This window comes from Koromonas humicola, assembly GCF_059726255.1.
In genome coordinates this window covers 3,993,130-4,018,842 of record NZ_AP040873.1, presented here as the reverse complement: position 1 = coordinate 4,018,842, position 25,713 = coordinate 3,993,130, and the positions used below count along the sequence as shown (strand labels likewise).

General features: G+C 56.8%; 25 protein-coding genes and 1 tRNA gene. 20 read left to right on the top strand and 6 right to left on the bottom strand.

All coding sequences use genetic code 11. The features are described from left to right. Positions 1–10 precede the first annotated feature (10 nt). The 9 genes from tuf (at position 11) to rplL (ending at position 5,576) form a co-directional block, all read left to right on the top strand. Complete coding sequence (gene tuf / locus AC6IZD_RS17425; RefSeq protein ID WP_497783944.1) at positions 11–1,195, top strand: elongation factor Tu; 1,185 nt, start codon at positions 11–13, stop codon at positions 1,193–1,195. A gap of 152 nt (positions 1,196–1,347) precedes the next feature. Continuing rightward, positions 1,348–1,500: a 50S ribosomal protein L33 gene (gene rpmG, locus AC6IZD_RS17420; protein ID WP_497775215.1), complete on the top strand. Its 153-nt coding sequence runs from the start codon at positions 1,348–1,350 to the stop codon at positions 1,498–1,500. Positions 1,501–1,589: 89 nt separating this feature from the next. Beyond that, positions 1,590–1,664 (top strand) — tRNA-Trp (locus AC6IZD_RS17415). Between the two features lie 82 nt (positions 1,665–1,746). Then, the gene (gene secE, locus AC6IZD_RS17410) at positions 1,747–2,004 is read left to right on the top strand and encodes a preprotein translocase subunit SecE (protein WP_497784806.1); all 258 of its coding nucleotides are present in this window, start codon (positions 1,747–1,749) and stop codon (positions 2,002–2,004) included. A 47-nt stretch (positions 2,005–2,051) separates the two neighbouring features. After that, complete coding sequence (nusG, locus tag AC6IZD_RS17405) at positions 2,052–2,729, top strand: transcription termination/antitermination protein NusG (RefSeq protein WP_497784805.1); 678 nt, start codon at positions 2,052–2,054, stop codon at positions 2,727–2,729. Positions 2,730–2,810: 81 nt separating this feature from the next. Further along, a complete protein-coding gene (gene rplK / locus AC6IZD_RS17400) occupies positions 2,811–3,242 on the top strand; it encodes a 50S ribosomal protein L11 (RefSeq protein ID WP_497784803.1) in 432 nt (143 codons plus the stop codon). A 239-nt stretch (positions 3,243–3,481) separates the two neighbouring features. After that, positions 3,482–4,195 (top strand): 50S ribosomal protein L1, encoded by a 714-nt coding sequence (rplA, locus tag AC6IZD_RS17395; RefSeq protein ID WP_497784801.1) that lies wholly within the window; start codon positions 3,482–3,484, stop codon positions 4,193–4,195. A 79-nt stretch (positions 4,196–4,274) separates the two neighbouring features. Further along, on the top strand, positions 4,275–4,823 hold the full coding sequence (gene rplJ / locus AC6IZD_RS17390) for a 50S ribosomal protein L10 (protein WP_497784800.1): 549 nt from the start codon (positions 4,275–4,277) through the stop codon (positions 4,821–4,823). 372 nt (positions 4,824–5,195) lie between these two features. Continuing rightward, positions 5,196–5,576 (top strand): 50S ribosomal protein L7/L12, encoded by a 381-nt coding sequence (rplL, locus tag AC6IZD_RS17385; protein WP_497784799.1) that lies wholly within the window; start codon positions 5,196–5,198, stop codon positions 5,574–5,576. A gap of 526 nt (positions 5,577–6,102) precedes the next feature. Here rplL and AC6IZD_RS17380 read toward each other — a convergent pair. Next, positions 6,103–6,333 carry a hypothetical protein gene (locus AC6IZD_RS17380; protein WP_497784798.1) on the bottom strand — a complete coding sequence of 77 codons (231 nt, stop codon included), beginning with the start codon at positions 6,331–6,333 and terminating at the stop codon, positions 6,103–6,105. Positions 6,334–6,403: 70 nt separating this feature from the next. Here AC6IZD_RS17380 and rpoB point away from each other — a divergent pair, with 70 nt between their 5' ends. From rpoB to AC6IZD_RS17360, 4 genes are all read left to right on the top strand, one after another. Beyond that, entirely contained in the window at positions 6,404–10,885 is a 4,482-nt protein-coding gene (rpoB, locus tag AC6IZD_RS17375) for a DNA-directed RNA polymerase subunit beta (RefSeq protein ID WP_497784797.1), read from the top strand. A 232-nt stretch (positions 10,886–11,117) separates the two neighbouring features. Next, positions 11,118–15,326, top strand: coding sequence for a DNA-directed RNA polymerase subunit beta' (gene rpoC / locus AC6IZD_RS17370; RefSeq protein WP_497784795.1), 4,209 nt, complete (start codon positions 11,118–11,120; stop codon positions 15,324–15,326). Positions 15,327–15,420: 94 nt separating this feature from the next. After that, positions 15,421–16,029, top strand: coding sequence for an LOG family protein (locus AC6IZD_RS17365; protein WP_497784793.1), 609 nt, complete (start codon positions 15,421–15,423; stop codon positions 16,027–16,029). After that, positions 15,990–16,544 (top strand): GNAT family N-acetyltransferase, encoded by a 555-nt coding sequence (locus AC6IZD_RS17360; protein ID WP_497784791.1) that lies wholly within the window; start codon positions 15,990–15,992, stop codon positions 16,542–16,544. Before AC6IZD_RS17365 ends, AC6IZD_RS17360 begins: the two co-directional genes overlap by 40 nt. Here AC6IZD_RS17360 and AC6IZD_RS17355 read toward each other — a convergent pair. Then, positions 16,519–17,706 (bottom strand): acyltransferase family protein, encoded by a 1,188-nt coding sequence (locus AC6IZD_RS17355; protein ID WP_497784790.1) that lies wholly within the window; start codon positions 17,704–17,706, stop codon positions 16,519–16,521. The two genes, AC6IZD_RS17360 and AC6IZD_RS17355, sit on opposite strands and share 26 nt — an antisense overlap. A 133-nt stretch (positions 17,707–17,839) precedes the next feature. Beyond that, positions 17,840–18,328, bottom strand: coding sequence for a hypothetical protein (locus AC6IZD_RS17350; RefSeq protein ID WP_497784789.1), 489 nt, complete (start codon positions 18,326–18,328; stop codon positions 17,840–17,842). A gap of 184 nt (positions 18,329–18,512) precedes the next feature. On the opposite strand from AC6IZD_RS17350, the gene AC6IZD_RS17345 reads away from it, so the two are divergent. Further along, positions 18,513–18,995, top strand: coding sequence for an aminoacyl-tRNA deacylase (locus AC6IZD_RS17345; RefSeq protein ID WP_497784788.1), 483 nt, complete (start codon positions 18,513–18,515; stop codon positions 18,993–18,995). Between the two features lie 50 nt (positions 18,996–19,045). On the opposite strand, the gene AC6IZD_RS17340 is transcribed toward AC6IZD_RS17345, so the two are convergent. Further along, positions 19,046–19,366, bottom strand: coding sequence for a hypothetical protein (locus AC6IZD_RS17340; RefSeq protein WP_497784787.1), 321 nt, complete (start codon positions 19,364–19,366; stop codon positions 19,046–19,048). Positions 19,367–19,524: 158 nt separating this feature from the next. On the opposite strand from AC6IZD_RS17340, the gene AC6IZD_RS17335 reads away from it, so the two are divergent. From AC6IZD_RS17335 to AC6IZD_RS17325, 3 genes are read left to right on the top strand one after another with little or no spacing between them, the layout of a single operon-like run. After that, positions 19,525–20,415, top strand: a complete 891-nt coding sequence (locus AC6IZD_RS17335; RefSeq protein WP_497784786.1) for a YihY/virulence factor BrkB family protein — start codon at positions 19,525–19,527, stop codon at positions 20,413–20,415. Then, on the top strand, positions 20,412–21,938 hold the full coding sequence (pyk, locus tag AC6IZD_RS17330; protein ID WP_497784784.1) for a pyruvate kinase: 1,527 nt from the start codon (positions 20,412–20,414) through the stop codon (positions 21,936–21,938). Before AC6IZD_RS17335 ends, pyk begins: the two co-directional genes overlap by 4 nt. Next, on the top strand, positions 21,935–22,273 hold the full coding sequence (locus tag AC6IZD_RS17325; RefSeq protein WP_497784782.1) for an NIPSNAP family protein: 339 nt from the start codon (positions 21,935–21,937) through the stop codon (positions 22,271–22,273). Before pyk ends, AC6IZD_RS17325 begins: the two co-directional genes overlap by 4 nt. A gap of 81 nt (positions 22,274–22,354) precedes the next feature. Here the strand turns inward: AC6IZD_RS17325 and AC6IZD_RS17320 are convergent, their stop codons facing one another. Further along, positions 22,355–23,230 (bottom strand): rhomboid family intramembrane serine protease, encoded by an 876-nt coding sequence (locus tag AC6IZD_RS17320; protein WP_497784781.1) that lies wholly within the window; start codon positions 23,228–23,230, stop codon positions 22,355–22,357. A gap of 14 nt (positions 23,231–23,244) precedes the next feature. Then, a complete protein-coding gene (locus tag AC6IZD_RS17315; protein ID WP_497784780.1) occupies positions 23,245–24,627 on the bottom strand; it encodes a M28 family metallopeptidase in 1,383 nt (460 codons plus the stop codon). Between the two features lie 133 nt (positions 24,628–24,760). Between AC6IZD_RS17315 and AC6IZD_RS17310 the strand changes: the two genes are divergently transcribed. From AC6IZD_RS17310 to AC6IZD_RS17300, 3 genes are all read left to right on the top strand, one after another. After that, a complete protein-coding gene (locus AC6IZD_RS17310; RefSeq protein ID WP_497784779.1) occupies positions 24,761–24,955 on the top strand; it encodes a hypothetical protein in 195 nt (64 codons plus the stop codon). Positions 24,956–25,112: 157 nt separating this feature from the next. Then, a complete protein-coding gene (locus AC6IZD_RS17305) occupies positions 25,113–25,319 on the top strand; it encodes a hypothetical protein (protein ID WP_497784778.1) in 207 nt (68 codons plus the stop codon). Between the two features lie 33 nt (positions 25,320–25,352). Continuing rightward, the gene (locus AC6IZD_RS17300) at positions 25,353–25,712 is read left to right on the top strand and encodes a carboxypeptidase-like regulatory domain-containing protein (RefSeq protein WP_497784777.1); all 360 of its coding nucleotides are present in this window, start codon (positions 25,353–25,355) and stop codon (positions 25,710–25,712) included. Position 25,713 lies beyond the last annotated feature (1 nt).

The window sequence follows — 25,713 nt, the reverse complement described above, 5'->3', positions numbered from 1 at the left end:
GCAAAGGGCAATGGCGAAAGAGAAATTTGACCGCAGCAAGCCGCACGTGAACGTTGGAACGATTGGTCACATTGACCATGGGAAGACGACGCTAACGGCGGCGATCACGAAGGTGCTTGCGAAGCACAATCCGAACATCAAGTTCCGCTCGTTTGACTCGATTGACAATGCGCCGGAAGAGCGCGAGCGCGGTATTACGATTGCGACGGCGCACGTGGAATACGAGACGGCCAATCGTCACTATGCCCACGTGGATTGCCCGGGCCACGCCGATTACATCAAGAACATGATCACCGGTGCGGCGCAGATGGACGGCGCGATCCTGGTGGTTGCGGCGACCGACGGTCCGATGCCGCAGACGAAGGAACACGTTCTGCTGGCCCGCCAGGTAGGCGTGCCCTACATCGTGGTTTTCCTGAACAAGTGCGACGCGGTTGAAGATCCTGAGTTGATCGACTTGGTCGAGATGGAAGTTCGCGAACTGCTGTCGAAGTACCAGTTCCCGGGCGACGATCTGCCGGTGATTCGCGGATCGGCCCTAGGCGCGCTGAACGGCGAAGAGAAGTGGGAAAAGACGATCGACGAGCTGATGGAGTCGGTGGACAAGAATGTTCCGCTGCCGGCGCGTGCGATTGATCAGCCGTTCCTGATGCCGATCGAAGACATCTTCTCGATCTCGGGCCGCGGCACGGTGGTTACGGGCCGTATCGAGCGCGGTAAGGTGAAGGTTGGCGAGGAAGTTGAAATCGTGGGCTTCCGCGACACCCGCAAGACGGTTGTGACCGGCGTCGAAATGTTCAAGAAGCAGCTCGACGAAGGTATGGCGGGCGACAACGCCGGCCTGCTGCTGCGCGGCATTGCGAAGGAAGACGTGGAGCGCGGCATGGTGTTGGCGAAGCCGGCATCGATCACGCCGCACACGAAGTTCAAGGGCGAAGTTTACGTGCTGTCGAAGGAAGAAGGCGGCCGCCACACTCCGTTCTTCAATGGATATCGTCCGCAGTTCTACTTCCGCACGACGGACGTGACGGGCGTGGCGAAGTTGCCGGAAGGCACCGAAATGGTGATGCCTGGCGACAACGTTACGATCGAAGTGGAACTGATCACTCCGGTGGCCATGGAAAAGGGCTTGCGCTTCGCCATCCGCGAAGGCGGCCGTACCGTGGGCGCTGGTACGATCTCCGAGATTCTGTAAGGTTCGTCCCCACATCTGCTGACAATGGCAGATGTGGGGCAACTGGTTCGGTTGAGATGTACTTCGGCGGTTTAGCTATTCGTCGCCGATATCCGGGCTCTGACCCGGACAAGGCTCGGCAGGGAACCTGTCGGGTATAGGAGAAGAAGTAAATGCCTCGTGAAATTTGTCAGCTCCAGTGCACTGTGTGCAAGAATAAGAACTACTCGACGACCAAGAACCGCAAGACCACGACCGAACGTCTCGAGTTCAGCAAGTTCTGCCGTAAGTGCCGCAAGCACACGGACCATCGCGAAGTGAAGTAAGCTCGCATGGCTGCCCACAAGATTTGCGCCAGAAGCGCCGAATGTGGGTAACCTGCAGCCGGGTTCCTCGTGAAGTCCGGTGGCAACTTAGGGGCGTAGGCTCAACGGTAAACCGGCGGTCTCCAAAACCGTTTTTGGGGGTTCGAATCCCTCCGCCCCTGCCATGATTCAGCTCCATGGCAATCAGAATTCAGCAGCAAGCAGCTCGATGGACCCGGAGAGGCTCCGAGAGCGAAAGCAGGATGTATGGCGAAGACAGTAGCAGTAACCGCGCAACCCGGTTTCGTGGAGCAGGTGAAAGGCTTGCCTGAGCGCATCAAGGCTTTCTATGGCGACGTCCGCAACGAGATGCGCAAGGTCACGACGCCGACGCGCAAGGAAGTGCAAGCAACGACCGTTGTGGTCATCGTCACGGTGTTCATCTTCGGCGCCTATTTTTGGGCAGTCGATGGCGTGATTGGGCGGTCGCTGGACGGGGTATTCAAGTACTTCAGCACACACTAACGAGGGCGCCCGCCGCGCAGCCCGAATGGCCGGCGCGCAGGGAAACTATGGAAGACATTCTAAAGAACGAGAGCGACGGGTCAGGACAGCAACCGGAAGCGAAGCCTGAGGGGTCGTCCGAAGGAACTCCTGAGATCGGCGCGCCAGCCACTCCGCCAACTTCGGAGTCGCAAGCGTCGTCCGAAAACCCGCGGATGAAGTGGTACATCATCCACGCTTACTCGGGGTTCGAGCGGAAGGTTCGTGAGTCACTGGAATCGCGCATCCGTGCGTTTGGCTTGCAGGATCGCATGGGACGCGTTCTGATTCCCACCGAGACGGTTACGGAAATCCGCAACAACAAAAAGTACACGCGCGAAAGCATGTTCTATCCCGGCTACGTGCTGGTTGAGATGGACATGGATGACGAAGTCTGGCACATGGTGAAATCCACGCCCCGGGTCACCGGGTTTGTTGGAACCGGCCAGCAGCCGACTCCTCTTTCGGACGATGAAGTAAAGCAGATCGTCTACCGCGTCGCCGACAGCAAGGAAAAGCCAAAGCTCAAGATCAAGTACGAAAAGAACGAAACGGTTCGCATCACCGAAGGCCCATTCGCCAGCTTTACTGGAGTGGTGGACGAGGTCAACGAAGATCGCGAAACGCTGAAGGTGATGGTCACCATCTTTGGCCGCTCGACTCCGGTGGAGTTGGAGTTTGGCCAGGTGGAGAAGGTAATAGCGTAAGTATCTCAGCTCTAGCCGCAAAGTACTGCGAAGCCGAAAAACCTAGACTTCGAGGTGGCGGGGCTATAAGGAAGGTTCGTTATGGCAAAGAAAGTTACAGGTTCGGTTAAGCTGCAGATCGAAGCCGGCAAAGCGACTCCGGCACCTCCAGTTGGTCCCGCACTCGGTCAGGCGCAGGTCAACATCATGGAGTTCTGCAAGCAGTTCAACGCTCGCACGCAGAACAAGGAATTGGCTGGATTGATTGTGCCGGTGGTTATCACCGTGTACAGCGACCGCACGTTCACCTTTGTTACCAAGACCCCGCCGGTTGCCGTGCTGCTGAAGAAAGTGGCTGGCATCGCGAAGGGTTCGGGTACGCCGAACAAGGACAAGGTCGGCAAGGTGACCGAGAAGCAGGTTCTCGAGATCGCGAAGCAGAAGATGCCAGATCTGAACGCAGCATCTCTGGAAGCTGCCGTCAAGAGTGTGAAGGGTACGGCACGTTCGATGGGTCTGGAAGTTACCGCGTAATCCCCGTCGCGTAGTTTAGATTTACAAGGAACAGCCCCACTCAACGAAAAACGTCGAGTGGGCCACCCTGAAAGGCTCGCGCTGGGTGGGCGAAGAAGTTCTTCCGTGGATCACACTGATCCCGGTCGCAAGAACCACGGCTGTCAGCCCTGTCCGGTTTCGGTCACGGGGGACTCGAAGAACGCCGAAGTTGGCGGGAGGGTCGGCAAGTTGGCGGCGGTGGAAGACAGGAGTATGGAATGGCACGTAAATCAGGAAAGAATATCGCGAAGGCGCGCGAGCAGGTAGAAGCACGCGCATACCATCTTCCCGAAGCAGTCGATCTGCTGCAGAAGGTGAAGTTTGCAAAGTTTGACGAAACGGTGGATGTGACTCTCCGCCTCGGTGTCGACCCCAAGCACGCCGATCAGATGGTTCGTGGCACGGTGGTTTTGCCGCACGGACTTGGTAAGAGCAAGAAGGTGTTGGTGCTCGCCACTGGTGAAAAGCAGCGCGAAGCTGAAGCGGCAGGTGCAGATTTTGTTGGCGGCGAAGAGTTGGTCGAAAAGATTCAGAAGGAAGGCTGGACCGATTATGACGCTGTGATCGCCACCCCCGACATGATGCGTTCGGTTGGTCGCCTCGGCAAGGTGCTCGGTCCCCGCGGTTTGATGCCGAACCCGAAGACCGGAACTGTTACCACGGATATCGCCAAGGCTGTTGCCGAAGTTAAGGCCGGTAAGGTTGAATTCCGCACCGACAAGACGGCTCTGGTTCACGTGCCGGTGGGCAAGATCTCGTTCACTTCCGATAAGTTGGTGGACAATGCGCGCACAGTGATCAGTAGCGTCATCAAGGCGAAGCCTGTTGCGGCCAAGGGCAAATACATCAAGGGCTGCTTCATCAGTTCGAGCATGGGACCTGGTGTGCCGCTGGATACGCTGGCCTTGGAAGCAGCGCTGAAGACGAAGTAGAGCCCGTAGAGGTTGGAGCGGCCGCGAGGCTGCCGGCGGGAAGATTCCCGCCCCAGACAAGATTTAAGAAGGAACTGCAATGGCTGTTACTAAGGCAAAGAAAATCGAACAGGTTCAAACGCTCACCGGCGAACTGCAGGGCGTTACCAATGGGTTCATAGCCGAATACGGCAAGCTGACGGTGGCTCAGGACGATCAGCTTCGCAAGTCAATTCGCGAAGCGGGCGCAAAGTATCGTGTGGTCAAGAACACCTTGGCCGAGCGCGCCACTGTGGGTACGGCATTCGAAGAGGTTGCGAAGTCTCTAAAGGGTCGCACCTCGATCGCTTACACCCAGGGAGACATCGTCGCTCTGGCGAAGGCGCTGACAAAGTACGCAAAGGACAACCCAGAGCTGTCGTTCAAGGCTGGCGTTGTCGAAGGTAAGGTTGTCGACATCAAGCAGATCGATGCGTTGGCAAGCCTTCCGTCGAAGGACGAGCTGTACAGCAAGCTGCTGTTCTTGATCAACGCTCCGGCAACGCGTCTGGCGACGGCTCTGGCCGGTGTGGGACGCAAAATGGCGGTCGTGGTCGATCAGGGCGTCAAGGAAAACAAGTTCAAGGGTGGCGACGCGGCTTCGGCCTAATCGCGCCTGTGGGTTTGCATTCCACGCGTGCCTCAAAAAGGTATGTGTGGGCCACCCAGGTTCGGGAGATTTGGCCTTCACGGCATGAATCATGAACTTGGGTATAGGTTTCGGGGCTGGTTTATCCCAGCACCACGCCGGGTGGCCGCCCGTTGTCGGACGCCTGGTGAGTTACGGCTTGTGTTGTCTATTGTCGAAAGCCGGTTCAGTTCGCAGCCTTGTCTGGGGCAGCGGCAGGAGAGCTCCCAAGTGGAGCGCGAGTCAAAGTAACGCAGGGATTGCGTGGCGGCCACTCGAAACTCCAGAATCGCGACTTTTGCCGGAGATAACCGAACCACAACGAATTTCGAATCAAACTGGAGATTAAAGGTCATGGCTGATTTGGCTGCTTTGAAGGAACAGATTGTTGGGTTGTCGCTGCTGGAAGCTGCGCAGCTCGTGAAGGAACTGGAAGAGACCCTGGGCGTTTCCGCTGCGGCGGCTGCTCCTGTGGTTGTTGCTGGCGGCGCTGCCGCTGCTGCTGCTCCGGCCGCAGAAGCGCAGACTGAGTTCACGGTTATCCTGACCGGCGCTGGTGCGAACAAGATCAACGTCATCAAGGCCGTTCGTGAAGTCACGAGCCTGGGTCTGAAGGAAGCCAAGGACCTGGTTGACGGTGCTCCCAAGCCGATCAAGGAAGGCGTTTCGAAGGAAGAAGCCGAGACGATCAAGAAGAAGTTCACTGACGCCGGCGCGACCGTCGAAGTTAAGTAGTTTCTGCAGCTTACAGGCTGCGAGTAGATAGGCCGAGGCACGGATTGTGCCTCGGCCCTTATCTATGTTTGCGAATATTTACAATCTGGATGCCTCGCGTAGTCCCCGGGAGGCGTGTTTCTGTTGTATTATCAATAGATATCGAAATCGATAAGGGTGCAGCAATCTGTTTGCCCACGATTTCAGATTTTGATGCGTTGGAGCGGGCGCATCAATATGATTTTCAGCCAGGAAGCGGAGCGGGTATACACATCTTCTGTGAACCGCAGAATTCCTTGGTGGAAGCGTGTGCGGCCTCATGCGGAGAGGCTGTGCGGTCTAAAGAAGAACGGCGGCAGCTACCATCATCTTCCAGCTCCTGGATGCGTGGTGAGCTGAAGAACAGGCTCTGAAGAACTGGCGCGGGAAACTTACAATTTGTGTACCGGTGTGATCCATCGGGAGCCCCAGCACGCGGGGCAAACGTGGCAGACGCCAATTATGGCGCCCAAGGGGCATTGTGTCCCTCGGGATCTCTGTGTTTTCCCTATGCCAGCCTTGCAAAAACGTTGCGCAGCGACCGTGGCGACAGTTGTCGCAGAAGGTCTTGCCCACCCGCAACGTCGGTACGTTCATGCTGATTTCGTAGCTTTACAACAGCAGTCCAGCTCTGTTTAACGAAGTTCTTCGCTGTCTGGTACGCGGCCGGATGGCGAATAGTTTGTGCGAGTTGCCGTGCCTGGTCCGGCAGCCTGCAAGTGCGGTAAAACAGCCGCACGTAATGCCTCCGGCGAACGCGGCGCCGGAGCCCGCGAGCAAAGCGGGTGTGGCAATCCTGAGGAGTTCAAATGGCAGAGAAGAAAATCGCCAATCGTAAACGACTCGATTTTTCCAAGATTCCGGCGACCATTCAAATCCCTAACCTGATTGAAGTTCAGAAGCGCAGCTATGAGCGCTTCCTGCAGATGGACAAGTTGCCCAGCGAGCGCGACGACGCTGGATTGCAAGCAGTGTTCCAGTCTGTGTTTCCAATCACGGATTTTCGTAACGTTTCACAACTGGAGTTTGTTGACTACTCAATCGGCAATTGGGAGTGCAAGTGCGGTCACCTTAAGGGCTTGAATCACCTGCGCACCACTTGTCGCAATTGCGGATCTACGGTCGTTACCGATCCGTTCCATCCGGGTGATGTGCTTTGCACCAAGTGCGGCACGTATAACGCGAACACGCCTGACTTCTGCTCGAAGTGCGGCGACCCGGTTGGCATGCAGTTGAAGTATGACGTCCCCGAGTGCGAAGAGCGCGGCATGACCTACAGCGCACCGCTGAAGGTCACGATGCGCCTGACGATCTTCGACAAGGATGCAGAGACGGGCAACAAGACGATTCGCGACATCAAGGAGCAGGAAGTCTTCTTTGGTGACATTCCGCTGATGACCGATAACGGTACGTTCATCATCAACGGCACCGAGCGCGTAATCGTGTCGCAGTTGCACCGCTCGCCGGGCGTGTTCTTCGAAACGGCAAACAATCGCACCTATTTCCTGGGAAAGATTATTCCCTACCGCGGATCGTGGGTTGAGTTCGAGTACGACCAGAAGAACGTTCTGTACGTCCGCATCGATCGCAAGCGCAAGTTTTTGGGAACGATCTTCCTGCGCGCGTTGGGACTGCGTTCGGATGAAGAGATTTTGCGCACGTTCTACACGGTCGACAAGGTTGCGCTGAAGGACAAGAAGCTGTTCTGGACTCTGGAGCCAGGCTCGGAGCGTCCGACAAACCTGCTTGGCATGAAGCTTTCGCACTCGGTGAAGAACCGTGCAGGCGAAGAAATTGGACACTCCGGCCGCAAGGTGACTGGCAGCGTTCTGAAGAACTTCCATGCTAACCAGATCAGCGAAATCGAAATCGATCTGGCCGACCTGGAAGGCGCATTCACTGCCGCCGATGTGGTCGATACCAACACCGGTGAAGTTCTGCTGGAAGCTAACAATGAGCTGACGGCAGACAAGCTGGCGAAGATGATCGACGCTGGCGTGACGGAAATTAGCCTGTTCTTCCCTGAGCGTGACGATGTGGGTACGGTCATTGCCGGTACGCTGCGGCGCGACTCGGTGAAGACTCCGCAGGAAGCGCTGATCGAAATCTACCGCAAGCTGCGTCCGGGCGATCCCCCGACGCTGGATACGGCCACTGCGCTGTTCCACGGTATGTTCTTCGATTCACGCAAGTACGATTTCTCGGCTGTGGGCCGCTTGAAGTTCAATATCAAGCTGTTTGACAACGAAGACGCCACGGACCGCAAGGTTCGCACGCTGGAGCCGGACGATTTCTACGCCACGATCAGCTACCTGCTGAAGTTGCGCAAGAACATTGGTTCGGTGGACGACATCGATCACCTCGGTAATCGCCGTGTGCGCGCGGTTGGCGAGTTGATGGAGAATCAGTTCCGCATCGGCTTAGTCCGCATGGAACGCGCCATCAAGGAAAAGATGAGCGTGTACCAGGAAATGTCGACGGCGATGCCGCACGACTTGGTGAATGCCAAGCCGGTTATGGCAGCGATCCGCGAGTTCTTCGGTTCGTCGCAGTTGTCGCAGTTCATGGATCAGACCAATCCGCTGTCGGAAATCACGCACAAGCGTCGTCTTTCGGCACTCGGACCGGGCGGTCTGTCTCGTGAGCGCGCGGGCTTCGAAGTTCGCGACGTTCACCCCACGCACTATGGCCGCATTTGCCCGATTGAAACGCCGGAAGGTCCGAACATCGGCCTGATCTCGTCGCTGAGCTGCTATGCACGCATCAACGACTACGGCTTCATCGAGTCGCCGTACCGCCGTGTGAAAGACGGACGCGTGCTCGATCACGTGACCGTGCTCAATGCTGGCGATAGCGAGTACAAGGTAGGCGATCACCTCGAGAAGGACGAAATCCTGAAGGTGAACGAGGAACTGCGCTCGAAGGGTAAGAAGGCAGTCGAGCACGAGCCGTTTTCCTTCTACCTGTCGGCTTGGGAAGAAGACAAGTGGACCATCGCGCAGGCGAACGCCGAACTCGATGAACACGGCAACATCGTCACTGATCTGGTAAACGCCCGCAAGCAGGGCAACTTCGTCCTGGTCAGCAAGAATGAAGTCGACTACATCGACGTCAGCCCGAAGCAGTTGGTTTCGGTGGCTGCCTCGCTGGTTCCGTTCCTCGAGCACGATGACGCTAACCGCGCACTGATGGGCGCAAACATGCAACGCCAGTCGGTTCCTCTGCTTCGCGCACAGGCTCCGATTGTGGGCACTGGTATGGAAGGCGTCACGGCGCGCGATTCGGGAGCTGTGATCCTTGCTCGCCGCTCGGGAATCATCGATTCGGTTGACTCCGAGCGCATTATCGTTCGTGTTGAAGGCGAGCATCATCCGATGCAGCTTTCGCGCGAGGTGGGCAGCGATATCTATCAGCTCACGAAGTTCAAGCGCTCCAACCAGAACACTTGCATCAACCAGCGGCCCATCGTGAAGAAGGGTGACCGCGTGTTGAAGGGGCAGGTGATCGCCGACGGTCCTTGCACGGACAACGGCGAGTTGGCGCTTGGACGCAACGTGCTGGTGGCCTTTATGCCGTGGCGTGGTTACAACTTCGAAGACGCCATCCTCGTTTCCGAGAAGATGGTTCGCGAAGACTACTACACCTCGGTGCACATCGAGGAATTCGAGATCGAAGCTCGCGACACCAAGTTGGGACCGGAAGAAGTTACCCGCGACATTCCCAACGTGAGTGAAAATGCGCTCCGCGATTTGGATGAAAGCGGTGTTATCCGCATCGGCGCCAACGTCAAGGCAGGCGACATTCTGGTGGGCAAGGTAACGCCAAAGGGCGAAACCCAGCTAACGCCAGAAGAGAAGCTGCTGCGCGCCATCTTCGGCGAAAAGGCCGGCGATGTTCGCGATGCCTCGCTGACGTGCCCTCCGGGTATCGAAGGCACGGTGGTGGACGTGAAGATCTTCTCGCGCAAGGGTCAGGAAAAGGACGAGCGCGCGAAGGCCATTGAAGCCATGCAGGTAGCGCGGTTGGAAAAGAACCTCTCGGATGAAATCCGAATCCTTACCGACGAGCGTTTGAAGCGACTGGAAGGATTGCTGGGCGGGAAGACCGTACAGGCTGACCTGCACGACGAGCGCACGAACAAGCGTCTGTTGACCAAGGACACGGTTCTTGATCGCGAGACGATCGAGCGCATCTCGACCCGCAACCTGAAACGCATCAAGCTAAACGATAAGGACCCGCGTGTAAACGAACAGATCGACGAAATCGAAGAGATGACTTCGCGCCAGATCGATGTACTGCGCAAGATCATCCGCGAGAAGATCGAAAAGCTCCAGAAGGGCGACGAACTGCCGCCGGGCGTCATCAAGCTGGTCAAGGTCTATGTTGCGATGAAGCGCAAGCTTTCCGTCGGTGACAAGATGGCCGGACGCCACGGCAATAAGGGTGTCATCGCGCGCATTCTGCCTGAAGAGGATATGCCTTACCTCGAAGACGGAACGCCGATGGAGATTGTGCTGAACCCGCTCGGCGTGCCTTCCCGTATGAACGTCGGTCAGATTCTGGAAACGCACCTTGGATGGGCCGGAGCCGAGATTGGCAAGAAGCTCACCGAATTGCTGGATGAATATGGCAACGGCGCGGAGCAGGCCCGCAAGTCGATTCGCGAGCTGTTCACCGGCATGCCGTTCGTTCCGGAGTTCGACGGCGTCGACGACGAGAAGCTGATCAAGATCGCAAAGGATATGCAGGAGCGCTGCTACTTCGCTTCGCCGGTATTCGACGGATCGAAGGAGTTTGAAATCAAGGCGCTGCTGGAGCGTTCTGGACTGCCGACCTCGGGCAAGACTTACTTGTATGACGGCATGACAGGCGAGCGATTTGAGCAACCGGTAACGGTGGGTTACATATACATGCTCAAGCTGTCTCACCTGGTCGACGACAAAATCCACGCGCGTTCCATCGGACCGTACTCGCTCATCACCCAGCAGCCGCTGGGCGGCAAGGCGCAGTTTGGTGGACAGCGTTTTGGCGAAATGGAAGTGTGGGCGCTGGAAGCTTACGGTGCAGCCTACATTCTGCAGGAGCTGTTGACCGCGAAGTCCGATGACGTGTATGGCCGAACGAAGATCTACGAAGCCATCGTCAAGGGCGAAGCAGCCATCGAGCCTGGTGTGCCTGAGTCGTTCAACGTGCTGATCCGCGAATTGCAAGCGCTGTGTCTTGATGTGGAATTGGTAAAGGTGAAGCCGCGTGTTCCGGCCGAGCCTCCTGTTCCGGCAGCGGCTGATTAGCGATTTAGAGGGTGGGACCGGTCGTCAGCCGGTGCCCATCACTCTCTCGCTCTCATGAGTTGAACCTGCGGCTGCGCTTCCGGCAGCAGGCGGGAAGAAATTAAAGGGTTCTCAACGAAGCTGGCTCTGACGGTCAGCGATTTTGAGATTCCGAACGACCGGAAGCCGAACGGCGGCCGCGCAAGGCCGCAAGTCCTGGACGCTAAACCGAACGTCCAGGTGAGGAGGCAATTTGTACCGCTCGAGCCCATTCGATCTCGGAAACAACATTGCGGATTTTGACGCCATCAAGATTCAGCTCGCCTCTCCGGAGAAGATTCGCAGCTGGTCGCACGGTGAAGTAACAAAGCCGGAGACGATCAACTACAGAACCTTCAAGCCGGAGCGCGACGGATTGTTCTGCGCCCGTATCTTTGGCCCGGTCACGGACTGGGAGTGCCTCTGCGGCAAGTACAAGCGCATGAAGCACCGCGGCGTGATCTGCGACAAGTGCGGCGTGGAAGTTACGCTTAGCAAGGTACGTCGTGAACGGCTTGGCCACATCGAGCTGGCTTCGCCCTGTTCGCACGTTTGGTTCTTCAAGGGCCTGCCCAGCCGTATCGGGCACATTCTGGATATCTCGCTGCGTGACCTGGAAGCGGTGCTGTACTTCGAAGCCTATGTGGTTGTCGAAGCTGGCGAAGCTCCGGTGAAGGAACGCGAGATCATTAAAGACGAAGTAAAGTTCCGCGAACTCGACCTGCAGTATCGCGCGACGGGCTTCAAGGCCATGATGGGAGCGGAAGCCATTAAGGAACTGCTAAAGCGCGTGGATGTGGAGACGGCCACAGTGGAGTTGCGCGAAAAAATGCGCACCGAGACCTCTCTGCAGAAGCGGCTGAAGTATGCCAAGCGGTTGAAGGTGACCGAGGCATTCCGCAAGAGTGGCAATAAGCCGCAGTGGATGATTCTTGACGTGATCCCGGTCATTCCGCCGGAGTTGCGCCCGTTGGTTCCACTCGACGGTGGCCGTTTTGCGACATCGGATCTCAATGATCTGTATCGCCGCGTGATCAACCGCAACAATCGTCTTAAGAAGCTGATGGATCTGCACGCCCCCGAAGTCATCGTGCGCAATGAAAAGCGCATGTTGCAGGAAGCGGTGGACGCTCTGTTCGACAACGGTCGTCGTGGCCGCGTACTGCGCGGTGCGAACAATCGTCCGTTGAAGTCGTTGAGCGACACGCTCAAGGGCAAGCAGGGACGCTTCCGCCAGAACCTGCTCGGCAAGCGCGTTGACTACTCTGGCCGTTCGGTCATCGTGGTCGGCCCAGACCTCAAGCTGCACCAGTGCGGTCTGCCGAAGAAGATGGCTCTGGAGCTGTTCAAGCCATTCATCTATCACCGTCTGGAACAGACCGGACATTGCTCGACCATTAAGCAGGCCAAGGAAATGGTGGAGCAGCAGGAACCGATCGTGTGGGACATCCTGGAAGAGGTCATCAAGGACCATCCGGTGATGTTGAACCGCGCTCCAACCCTGCACCGCTTGGGCATTCAGGCATTTGAGCCTGTGCTGGTGGAAGGTAAGGCCATCAAGATTCACCCGCTGGTCTGCACGGCGTTCAATGCCGACTTCGACGGCGACCAGATGGCTGTTCATATTCCGCTGTCGCCGGAAGCGCAGGTCGAAGCCAGCGTACTCATGCTGGCATCGCACAACATCCTGTCGCCTGCATCTGGACAGCCGATCACCGTTCCTACGCAGGACATGGTGCTTGGTATCTACTACCTGACCAAGGCGAAGGTGGATGCGAAGGGCGAAGGCCGCGCATTTGCCAATATCGAGGAAGTGCTGCTGGCGCGCGAGGCAGGGGAGGTTGAAACCCTGACCCCGATCCGCTTGCGCTACACGGGCGAAGTCATCGACCTGACGACCGCGTACGACGATCAGGATATGACTCACACCGAGCCAGTACACTTCGATCGTCAGTTCGTCAGCACGACGGTGGGCCGCGCGATTCTCAATGACCGACTGCGTGTAGCAGCTCCTGAGATGCCGTACATCAACGGCCTGCTCAAGAAGAAGGGCATCAGCCAACTGGTGAACTTCTGCTACCTGAAGTTCGGTCTAGAGACGACGGTTCGCATGCTCGATGAGGTGAAGCTCTTGGGCTTCCAGTCGGCAACGCGTTCGGGCCTGTCGATCGGCATCGACGACATGGTCATCCCGGATTCGAAGAAGACCACGGTGGGCGATGCTCAGAACCAAGTGATCGCCGTTCAGAAGCAGTACCTCGACGGCGCCATCACCCAGGGCGAGCGCTACAACAAGGTGGTCGAAATCTGGTCGGGCATTACCGAAAAGGTGGCCGACGAGATGTTCGGGAACATGCAGAAGCGCGACAAGGCCGGCGTGATCAACCCGATTTACGTCATGGCCGACTCCGGCGCCCGCGGTTCGAAACAGCAGATCCGCCAGCTCTCCGGTATGCGCGGCTTGATGGCGAAACCTTCGGGCGAAATCATCGAGACCCCGATCACGGCGAACTTCCGTGAAGGTCTGACGGTGTTGCAGTACTTTATTTCGACGCACGGCGCTCGTAAGGGCTTGGCCGATACGGCTCTGAAGACGGCCGACTCGGGCTACCTGACACGTCGTCTGGTTGACGTTTCTCAGGACGTGATCATCAGCGAGTACGACTGCGGCACGGCCGATGGAATCTATGTCGGATCCATCATCGAAGCCGGAGACGTGATCGAAGCGTTGCGCGACCGCATTGTGGGCCGTGTTTCGCTGGAGAAGATCAAGGACTACGAAGGCAACGTCATTGTCGATATCAACCAGGAAATCACCGAGGATCTGGCTGGACAGATTCAGGCTGCAGGCATTGAGCGCGTAAAGATCCGCTCCGTGCTGACCTGCGAATCGAAGCGCGGCGTTTGCGTGAAGTGTTACGGACGCAATCTGGCTTCGGGCCGCTTGGTCGAGTTGGGCGAAGCAGTCGGCGTTATCGCGGCACAGTCCATCGGCGAACCGGGAACTCAGCTCACGATGCGTACCTTCCACGTCGGTGGTACGGCTTCGCGAGTCAGCGAACAGTCGCGTCAGGAAGCCAAGAACAACGGTACGGTGCGCTTCATCAACCTGCAGACCGTTCGCAGCAAGGACGGCACGCTGGTCGTGATGAACCGCAACGGTTCGATCGTGGTTCTGGGCGACAAGGGACGCGAAAAGGAACGCTACGCTGTCGTGTACGGCGCTCACCTCAAGGTGAACGAAGGCGACCAGGTGAAGCTCGGACAGACGTTGCTCGAGTGGGATCCTTACACCTTCTCGATCATCACCGAAATCGGTGGCACCGTGGCCTTCAAGGACCTGATCGATGGCATGACGCTTCAGGAAGAAGTGGACGAAGTCACCGGTCTGTCGCGTCACGTGGTGATCGACTCCCCGGATGAAAAGCGCCAGCCGGCGTTGGTCATTAAGGGAGCGAAGGGCAACAAGCGTTACCTGATGCCCTCGCGCGCTCACCTCATGGTGCAGGATGGCGACGAGGTTTCGCCGGGCGATGTGCTGGCGAAGATTCCTCGCGAGACCACGAAGACGAAGGACATCACGGGCGGTCTGCCTCGCGTGGTCGAACTCTTCGAGGCCCGCAAGCCGCGTGAAACCGCCATCATCAGCGAAATCGATGGTGTGGTGAAGTTCGGCGAAGTGTCCAAGGGTTACCGCAAGGTGTACGTCGTGTCCGACGACGGTACCGAAAAGGAATACTCGGTGCCGCGTGGTATCCACGTCAACATGCAGGAAGGCGAACGCATCCGCGCTGGCGAACAGCTGATGGATGGCCCGCTTAACCCGCATGACATTCTTGCCGTACTCGGCGAAAAGGAACTGCAGGCTTACCTGGTCAACGAGATCCAGGAAGTCTATCGTCTGCAGGGCGTGGCGATCAGCGACAAGCACATTGAAGTCATCGTGCGTCAGATGCTGCGCTGGGTGAAGATCGAGGACGTGGGAGACACGAACTTCCTGCTCGAACAGCAGATCGATAAGTTCCGCTTCCGCGAAGAGAACGAGCGTGTGATCGCCGAAGGTGGCAAGCCGGCAACTGGCCGTGCACTGCTGCTCGGTATCACGAAGGCTTCGCTCTCGACCGACAGCTTCATTTCCGCGGCGTCGTTCCAGGAGACCACGCGTGTGCTTACCGAGGCAGCTATCACTGGCTCGATAGACGGTCTGCGCGGTCTGAAGGAAAACGTCATCGTCGGCCGCCTGATTCCTGCTGGAACTGGCATGGAGTACTACCGCAACGTGCAACTGGCTCCGGAACTCGAAGCCGCTGCCGAAAACGTTCAGGAAGAGATCCGCAAGGAGCAGGAGGAGTTCGAACGCAACCTCGAGCTCATGCGGACCGAAGGCGAGAACGAGCCGGAAGAACTCCCCACGGAAAGCTAACCCGTTCAGCTCCTTTGGAGCGGATACAAATAAGGGCTGCGTCTTCGGATGCAGCCCTTCATTTATGTATGCTGTGATATCGCTGGGAGAAGGAATGAAGGTCAGCAAACGGTACTGCGTGTTTTCAGGATCGAGCATGGGAGTACGTGCTGAGTATGCGCAAGCTGCACGAGAGTTGGGCGAGCGCATGGCAGCCGAGGGGGTTGGGCTTGTGTATGGAGGCTCATCTGTCGGCTTGATGGGCGTAGTGGCCGATGCGGTCCTCGCGGCAGGTGGTGACGTCATCGGAGTGATCCCGCAGGCATTGGTCGATCGCGAGGTGGCACACAGAGGCCTTGCCGACCTGCGAATTACGTCATCCATGCACGAGCGCAAGGCACTTATGGCCGAGCTTTCGGAAGCATTCATCGCCCTCCCGGGCGGAATCGGAACACTGGACGAGACCTTTGAAATCTGGACATGGGCGCAATTGGGCATCCATCGCAAGCCGGTCGCTCTGCTGAACTGCGAAGGCTTTTACGATGGGCTTGAGTCTTTCTTGAATCACGTCATGGGTGAAGGTTTCATGAAGCAATCCGGGCGGAATCTGTGCATCAGCGAGCGTGAGCCGGAGACGCTGCTCAGGGGGATTCGAGAATACAAGCCAGCCCTGCTCGAGTCGAAGTGGACAACACCTGTGCCGGTGGATGGATTAAAGCTGTAGTGCGAGATCAGGAGCTGATTGTGGAGAGTTCGACTTTGCCCGCCGGGCTTGCTTTTCGCGAGGCCACGCCCGACGACATTCCCGAGATGATGGCCGTCGTGAATGCAGCGTTTGAGGTAGAAGCATTTTTTGTGAATCGGCCACGAACTTACCGCGAGCAACTGGAACAGCAGTTTCGTACTGGACACTTTCTGCTCGCGCATCTGGGGACCGAGTTGGTGGCTTCGGTTTATTACGAGCTGCGAGGCGAGCGAGGCTATATCGGCATGCTGGCCGTGAGCCCCGACCATCAGCATCAATGCTTGGCCCGGGCCATGATGCAAGTCGCCGAGCAAGCTCTACGCGACGCGGGATGCAAGTTTGCCCAGATCGCGGTGGTCAGCGTACGCACCGCGTTGCTGCCCATCTATCGTCGTTTCGGGTACGCCGAAACAGGTACGGAAGAACCGCACGAAGACCTGCGCAGAAAGCTCACCATGCCGATCAAGCTCATTCGGATGGAGAAGCCTCTGTAATCGGCATCTCGATGTCTACTGTTTTAGGTGCATGAGCACCAAACGCCGAGATCATATACCGCTGCGCGGGATTTGAGATGTAGCGTGCAACGAGCCATCCCAGGAGCCATGAAGCGAGCAGCGCGGGCAAGTACCACAGAATGCCCCACCACATTCCCGCGTTTGTTCGCTTGAAGACCCGCACCAACGCCATCACGACGAACATGTGCGTCAAATAGACCTCATAGCTCAGCGTCCCGAACGAGCGCAGCCAGCCTGTAGTCGCGAGAAACCATGGTGAGAGCTTTGCAGCGTCATTCCACCGGAAAAACAGCAGCAGGCACGCGGAGGAGAGCGTCAGGACGAGCATTGTGCCATTGCCCAGCCGACGCCATAGCGAGTCCTCGAAACACAGGACCCACACGACGCCGACGCTTCCGACAGCAAAGAATGGGTAGAGCACCGCTCGTTTCCGCGGTCGAAAGCTTACGGCCAGAAGGGCTCCAAGTACGCCGGTGGCGATTCCAGCCATGCCGGGAAGGTAAGCCTTTTCCTGCCAGATAGGGTTGCCTACGATTGCAGCACGTGTGACCGGTAAGGAGGCGGCGAGACACAGCAATGCCGGAACCAGCATCCACCTGCGTCTGAGCAGCAGACAGACGATCGGGAACGCGAGGTAGAAGACTTCTTCGATGGATAGCGACCAGAGGACATCCCATCCTGCCGGAAGATAACCAGTGTTGCCCTCGTACCAGTTCAAATGCAGTCCGAACGCGGACAACACAGCGCGCCCGAGCGATTGGTTCGCATGCTTGATGACGTAATCCTGCACTCCGACCAGATGCAGCAGGCTGAGGACGGAAACCAGGATTACGAGACAGGGCACGATGCGTGCTGCGCGGCGAACGTAGAATGCTTTAGGCTGTATTGCACTCAGTCTGCCCCATCTTTGCAGGCTGTTTGAGGCGATGAGGAAGCCTGAGATTACGAAGAACATAAAAACCGCTTCGTAGCCGTTGTAAATGAGTGCGTTAAGAAACCACTTGGGAAGGAATGTTGCGAGAACACCGTTCCGTAACGGGATTCGCAGGCCGACGTGGTGCATCACTACGAGCACGATGGAAATTCCGCGCAGCAGGTCGATTCCTGCATTGCGAGGTATGTCACGGCTGAACTCGGGCATAGGTTCCACTCTACCCTAAGTGGAACCTCGCCTGTCGGATGAATCTTGGATGGAAATATCCTCTGAGACCCCGAGCAGCCCCCGATTGCGGCTCAACCAAGCACTCGGCTATACAGGCTCAGTTCACACTTGTTCACGCCGCCGCGCGAACATCGGCAAGCTTGCTATGTGCGCTCTCCAGCCATTCGAGATTTTTGCGCAGCAGATGCTTGAATTGCCGATCGTCTGTACGCGCAATCTCGAAGTAAAGTGAGCGCTCGCGTTCATCAAGCACCTCGGAGAGCAGGGTGCGCTTCTCCTCATTCGGTTCGTACTTGCCGTGGAGTATCTGGCCCTGGAGCGTGATTAGCGCCTCCAATCGTTTCTGTAACATCAGTTTGTATTCGCGGCGGTCGGTGTGGGAAATTTCCTGGCTCAATTCACGATTTTGCCGTGAAAGAGCGTCGTTTAAAACCTGTAGTTCGTTGGGTGTTAGTTGGAGTTGCATACTGCCTCCCATCGCAACCGCCGTGAAAATACCACGAGTTTCTACGCTTGAAAAGTCCCAGCCATGTCTTTCTTTTGTCTTTGAAATGTGCAACTTGCGCTGACTCTGTTCTTTTGGATCGCCGCGGTGTGCCATTTTCGGACTAAGGCTCTATAAACGTTGCTGCGACCGAGGACGGTCGTAGAATAGTGGGCGTCTTTCGCCTGCGAACTCTGCACTTGGAAGACTGTGGCAAGAGAAGAAAGCACCTCTAACGCTATCCGGTGCGATATCGCTACGCACCGCGCGCACTCCGAACTCGCGCACGACAGGAGGTTCTATGCCCATCAGGAAGCTTCGCGAGTATCTCGATCAAAACCAAATCAAGTACGTTGTGATTACACACAGCATGGCATATACGTCCCAGGGTGTAGCGGCCAGCGCGCACATCTCGGGAAACGAGCTTGCCAAGACCGTCATGCTCAAGAGAGATGGAGAACTCTGCATGGCTGTGTTGCCAGCATCGAAGCATGTCGATCTCAGAGTCTTTGCCAAACTCACGGGCAGCACGGACGTGAGCCTGGCGAGCGAGCGCGACTTCAAGGGGCGTTTCCCTGACTGCGAAGTCGGAGCCATGCCTCCGTTTGGGAATCTTTATGGATTGCCGGTGTATGTGGATCCTTCGCTGGCACGCGATGAAGAAATTGCGTTCAACGCGGGCTCGCATCTCGAACTGATTCAGCTTGCCTATCGAGACTTCGAACAACTGGTAAAGCCCACCGTCCTCGATTTCGCCACCCACACCATAAGCTACGCTGCATAGAAATCAACACCGGCGGAGGATCGCTCCGCCGGTGCTTACTGCAGAGTATGTCAGCGCGCCTTTGATGCCGTGGTTCGCTTGCTATTGCCAGCACGGGCGGCCTTTGAGTGGGCGCGACGCTCGGAGGCGTTTGGCGATTTAGTGTGCGCTTGCTCGGCCCGCTTTCCGCCCAACTTGATCTGCTTCGTTCGCGCCGTTTCTCGATCTACTTCTTGTCCAACGTTTCGGCTGGCGGGCTTTTTGCGGCAACTTCCTTCCTCGTGCTCGCCCTTGCCCGGAACGGGTTCATAGCCTGGCCAGCAACGCGAAGACTTCGCGTAAGGCTTTGAAGCAAATGTTTTTCTTTTGGCGTCGGTTGGAGATTTTGTCATACGAATCTGAGCACGGAGGCCGTCAGCAGGTTGTTCGGTTTCCGGGGGCTCAGGAATAACAACCAGAGTTTCGGATTCGCCATTTCGCCAGTGATGTTTAGTCAATTACAATCAACATGGCCAACTTTGGCCCTGGAGAATGCAGGCACAGCACATCTATGCTGCGATTCCTGAAGCAGGTACAGATAGCGCTCGTGAATACGCTGGAGCACGACCAGTTTGCGGTCGCCAAGGCTACGGCATTTTCGGCCATTTTTACCCTGTTTCCTGCTGTTCTTCTGATTTCATCCATTCTTACCGCATCACACAGCACTCTTAGTCTTGTACGTGAAATTTCATTTGCCATTGGCGGCATCATGCCATCAGGGACGGCGTCGTCCATTCTGACCTTCTTCGAAGGCCGCAAACCAGCGCCCTTCCGCATGATTGTATCCAGCTCTGCAATTACTCTCTGGACCGGCTCGGGCGTAATGATCTCGTGGATGGACGGATTTCGCCGCGCCTACCAGCTTCCGAAGACATGGAATCTGACCAAGGAACGGCTCATTTCATTCATGCTCGTTTTTATGGCCGGACTGCCCATGGCGTTTGCCAGCTTTCTGCTGGCTTTCGGACATCAGATTGAACATTGGCTGGCGTTTCGAGCCAATCACGAATTGGACATTTACATTCTCGCCGTGTGGACGGTGTTGCGCTGGATGATCGCGGTGATCACGACCATTGCTGTTCTGGCCCTGATCTACCACCACGGATTGCCACGCACTCAACCATGGCACCGAGTCGTGCCCGGTTCGGTGCTGGCCACTGTGTTGTGGTTTGCGTCCACCACGATTTTCGGGTGGTATCTGCGCCATTACGCGGACTACGGCGTGATTTACGGCTCGGTGGGAACTGCGATTGCGCTGTTGATCTGGCTGTACCTCGTGTCCCTGGTCGTGCTGATCGGGGCTGAGTTTAACGCGCTTCGCAATCCGCGCTACCTGTTTGGATCTTTCTCCAAACTCGAGCCGGAACCTGCTGGCAGTGAAGGGAATTCGAAAGGAATATGAACGTGAAAGCATTGCTGGCCGAAGAGAATCAACTGCAGCCCACGGCGCACCGCCGCGCAAAAATCGTCTGCACGCTAGGGCCGGCTTCCAACAGCGAGCAACAAATACGCGAGCTGCTTACGCTGGGAATGGATGTAGCGCGTATGAACTTCTCGCATGGTAGTCACGAGGAGCATCAGGAGCGAATTCGCATCCTGCGCAAGGTTGCTGCCGAGCTGGGACGCAGCGTGTGCATATTGCAGGACCTGCAAGGCCCCAAGATTCGCACCAGCACACTGCGCAATCACGAGCCGATAAAACTTGTGGCTGGCTCGCGCGTGACCATTACCAACAAGGAAATCGAAGGCACACCGGAACTCATTGGCACCACATTCAAGACCTTGGCCCGCGAGGCCGAAGTCGGTTCGCGCATTTTGTTGTCCGATGGCCGACTGTCGCTGAAGGTATTGAAGGTGAGGGGCGACGATGTGCTGTGCGAAGTGATCGATGGCGGCATATTGGGCGAGCATCAGGGTATCAATCTGCCCGGCGCCGTGCTGAGCGTTCCGTCGCTTACACCGAAGGACAAAAAAGACCTCGCGTTCGGCTTGCAGTCCGACGTGGATGTCGTAGCGATTTCATTTGTGCGCTCGGCCAAGGACGTCCAAGCGGTAAAGAAGATCATCGCGGCTGCCGGATGCGACACTCCGGTAATTGCGAAGCTTGAGAAGCCACAGGCAATCGAGAACCTCGAAGAGATTCTGGAGATTGCTGACGGCGTGATGGTCGCTCGTGGCGACCTCGGCGTGGAAGTTCCGCCGGAGCGTGTGCCAATCATCCAGAAGCATGTCATCCGGCGCGCCCGGAGCTGGCGCAAGCCAGTCATTACCGCGACGCAGATGCTTGACTCGATGATTCAGAACCCACGGCCTACGCGCGCTGAGGCAAGCGACGTAGCCAATGCAATTTACGACGGTTCCGATGCGGTCATGCTTTCTGGCGAGACGGCAACGGGCAAGTATCCGCGGCAAGCAGTCAGCATGATGGGACGCATTGTGATGGAGGCTGAGGCCGACATCCGAAGCGTCACCCCGGTACACCGCCGAGATCTGCGTGAGTTGACGATCCCCGAGGCAATCTGCGAGAGTGTGGCCCATGTGGGTGAAGATCTGAACCTTCGCGGAATCGCGGTGTTCACTGCGACCGGCAACACGGCTGGACTTCTCTCCAAGTACCGTCCCAGAGCCGAGGTGTACGCCTTTACTCCGGTTGAGAAGGTCTGCCGTCGGCTTAACCTGTATTGGGGCGTGCGGCCGGTGCTGATCAACGCTCCGCATACGGTCGAGGAGATGATCCACGTCACGGAAGCCGAGGTGCGCCGCGCAGAAGTCGCGCAAACCGGCGATGTCGTGGCCATTGTTGGTGGAACCCGCATGGTGCTGCCGGGATCGACCAACTTCATCCGCCTGCATCGAGTTCGTCCCCTTGCTGACGGGGCTAACGGGAAACAGAAGAAAAAAAGAGCAAAGGACTCTAAACGATGAGCGATTCAATCCGATCGATGGCGATCATGAAAGCGCATTCCGGCAAAGAACCGGAGATGATGGCCTTCCTACGCGAGTTTTACGCGATGATGTACTCGAAACAGTATTCGCGCGACATGCTATTCCATGATCGGAAGAAACCCGGAACACTGGTTCACATGCGGATCTGGGTGTCGGAAGAAGCACGCAATACGGCTATGCAGGATCCGGCTGTGCATTATTACTGGCAGCGACTGCCTGAGTTCGGCACGATCAACACGATCTATGAAGAGCTTCAGCCAGTGTTCTCGACCCAGGAGGGAATTGTGGAAGATATCCTGGAGAGCGGCGTTTAGGGCTTAAAGCGAAAGCCCCTCGTTTGCCGTGCGCGGCGAAGGAGGGGCCTTCTCGTTTCTATTCTCCTGCAAGGTAGTGATCTAGTTTACCCAGCCTGAGTCATCATCTTTGTCATCCAGAGAGGAACTGCGGAAGTTCCCGTGCTCGTCGAAGTACTCTTCTTTCTTGTTCTTCCGCATATACACTTCGAATTTCTTCGCCGCCTGCCGCCGCTTCCACTTATAGTAGCGGTTGCGAATTCCAAAAATGCCTTCCGACGCGGCAGTCTGCAGCCCATATCGCGGAACAAATCGTAGATACATCCAGCCAAACAACGCGCCGCCGAGATGAGCAAATTCCGCGACACCATTTGCGCCGCCGAACGCGCTGACAAACGAGATGAATATCCAGATCGCAACGATGTAGCGAGCTTTGATCGCGATCGGCAGCGGGAACATGTACACCTCGCGATCGCCATTCAGAATGCCGAAGGCGATCAGTAGGCCATAGACACCACCCGAGGCACCGATTGTCGCCTGGTGCCAGATGTTTCCCATGATGGCGAATAGCGGAATGGGAATAGACGAATACGCGAGCATTCCCACGGCACCCACGGCCATCGCTGTGAACGCTGCGCCGAGTACGCACCAGAAGTAGAACTCGTAAAACTTGCGGGTGCCGAAATCCATCTCAAACTGCGCACCAAACATCCACAGTCCAAGCATGTTGAACAGCAGGTGTGAGATGGCACCCGGATCATGGATGAAGGAGTAGGTGATGAGCTGCCAGATCTGGCCATGCAGTACGGCAGACGGGCGCAGATACAGGTGATACTCGGCCCAGACATTCAGCGATGGCACGGTCAGCCGTATCAGCAGCATCGCCAAATAGACGGCGACGTTGATGATGATTAGTGTTTTTACCGCGCGTGTGAACGGGGGGAATCCAAACGTCGTTGCGGGGCCACCGCGTGCCATATTTCTCCTCTGACTCATCGCTCCGGCGTCGGATAGACCGCCAAGCTGCGATGTCCTTCCGCGTCGTAAGCGCGAACTGCGAATACAACATTATCCTTCGATTGCGGCACCGTGATCTGCAATTCCGGACCTGCTGGAACGACCTGCTCCCACTGTGGGGCCGTCGTGTCCCGGTATAAAACTTCATAACCCGCGGCGCGTCCATCAGGAGAGGCAGTCCAGTGCAGCGTGCTGGAGTTCACCAGCTCCTTTGTTTGCAGCTTGACGTCGGCGGGCGGGGCTGGCGCTGATGCCAGTAGCGCTGCCGCGGCGACGTTCAGCCTGGTGACTCCGGCCAGGTACTCGAAGTCCACAAACTTCGGCAGGTCACCATATTCGATGCCATTTTCCTGCCGAGGAAGCTGATGTTGATGGTCAAAATTCTCCTGGAACTCCGATATCCGAACCGCGGAAAAGCCCTGTTCATTGAACGGAGTATGGTCTCCTCCACGCAGAAAACGATCCTGCCGGAAGATCATCTTCGGGTGAACGCTGCCGGCGGGAAGGTACGGCGTGACATCGCTCGCAATATAGCGAGCCAATTGACGTGACGGCGAATCGCTTTCGGCTCCCAGCAGGCGCACGCGGCGGGTTTCGGATTCTTTCGCGCCAGCGGTCAGCCCTTCGGAGAAGATGCGCGCCAGCCCATGTTGATCGCGAGTATTGTCGCCTCCCACGATGTCGTTGCTCAGCACGGCTTCCAGTTTCCAGCCCTGATCCTTAGCGAGTTTGGCGAATCCGCCACTGCCAAAGAGTCCCTGCTCTTCACCGGGAAAGAGTGCATATACAATCGTCGCCGGAAATTTCTGCTGGCTCAGAACTCGTGCGGCTTCCAACACCAGGCTCGTGCCGCTGCCATCGTCATTGGCGCCAGGCGCTGGTGCTTCCGGATCGTTCATCCTTGCCATCGCGATGGTGTCGTAGTGCGCGCAGATGACGATCATGCGATGTGCCGCTGCCGGATCTGTCCCTTTCTGCACCGCATACACGTCGGTGAGTTCTACAGGCTGCGGAATACGTGGAGCCGGGCCTGCGGTGAATGAATAGCTCTTGACCTCCATGCAGCCCTTGCAGTCTTTAGCAATCTGCTCAAGCTGTGCGGTCAGCCACTGGCGCGAGGTAACCACGCCGGGATGCTTCTCGGGCGGCAGTGAAGTCCCAAGCGTATGCCGGGTTCCGAAATTCACGAGGGTCACGTCTGAGGCTTGTAACTGCTGCGCAGAAACGGCGGCCACCGCGCGCTGAATCCTCGGATCGAGCTTGTCCGATTTGATTTGTGCAACCTGCGCTGGGCAGTATGTAGTAAGAACTGCAAATCCGAGTACAGAAAAAAAGTTTCTTACGTTCATCTTTGGCATCCAAACGCTCCGAGTCGGTCACTTCCGTCTGTGACCCCACTTGACGCTGCACGGAAGAGAATCTAAATATAAATGGCGGGACGGCGGGTGGAAGCATTCATCTGCAACCCAGTGAATCGGTTTGGAGGAAATCATGGTCCTGTGCCCAGAGTGCGAGAGCGATCTGGATATTGAAGAAGATGAACTAGACGAAGGCGAAATCGTTTCGTGTACCGAGTGCGGCAGTGATTTCGAAGTCGTTAGTGTCGGCCCCCTTGAACTGACCAAGGTCAGCGATGAAGACGAGGAGGAAGGGATAAAAGATTCGGACGAAGATGGCGACTACTAGGCGGGGTCGGCTCAAGCATTTGGCAATCTCTGCGGTTGTATTGCTTTGCTTGTCGGCTTGTGTCGCGCCCGCCTCGGGTAGTAAAAAATCGTCACAATACGCGCTGATCTTTGGGACGCTGTGGGGACCGGGTGACCATCCCTTGTACGGCGTGCATATGAAACTGCGTCGAGCTAACGAGAAGAAGTTCCGTTGGGAAGCAGTCTCGGATCATCGCGGCGAATTCGCCTTCCGCGTCCCGGCCGAAAAAGCCGACTACGTGCTGATTCCAGATCTGAAACGTTCAAAAGACAAATTGCCGGAAACCCGCATACACGTTGACAGCGACGAACGCGTCGACATTGGTGTACACCTTCAGGAGTAGAATCCTAAGTAGTCCGACACTGGAGGTGTCACCGTGCGTCGAGTTCTCATGATTACTACGGCTATTTTGTTTCTGTCCGCATGCTTGAGTGCCCAACTGTTCGGAGGCAAAAAAGGCGACGACATCTCGACTCCGCGCAACCTTACCGGACAGATCTTCGACCACGATGACAGGGTGGTTCCGAGCGCTATCGTCTATCTGAAGAACACCCGCACACTTGCCGTCGTCACGTTCATCACCGAACAGGACGGCGGCTACCGCTTCAACAATCTCTCTCCGAATATCGACTACGAGATTCGCGCTGAGTGGAAGGGCCACAAGAGCCAGGTTAAGACTCTAAGTTCATTCGATACACGCAAGCAGGCACACATCAACCTGAAACTCGAAAAATAGC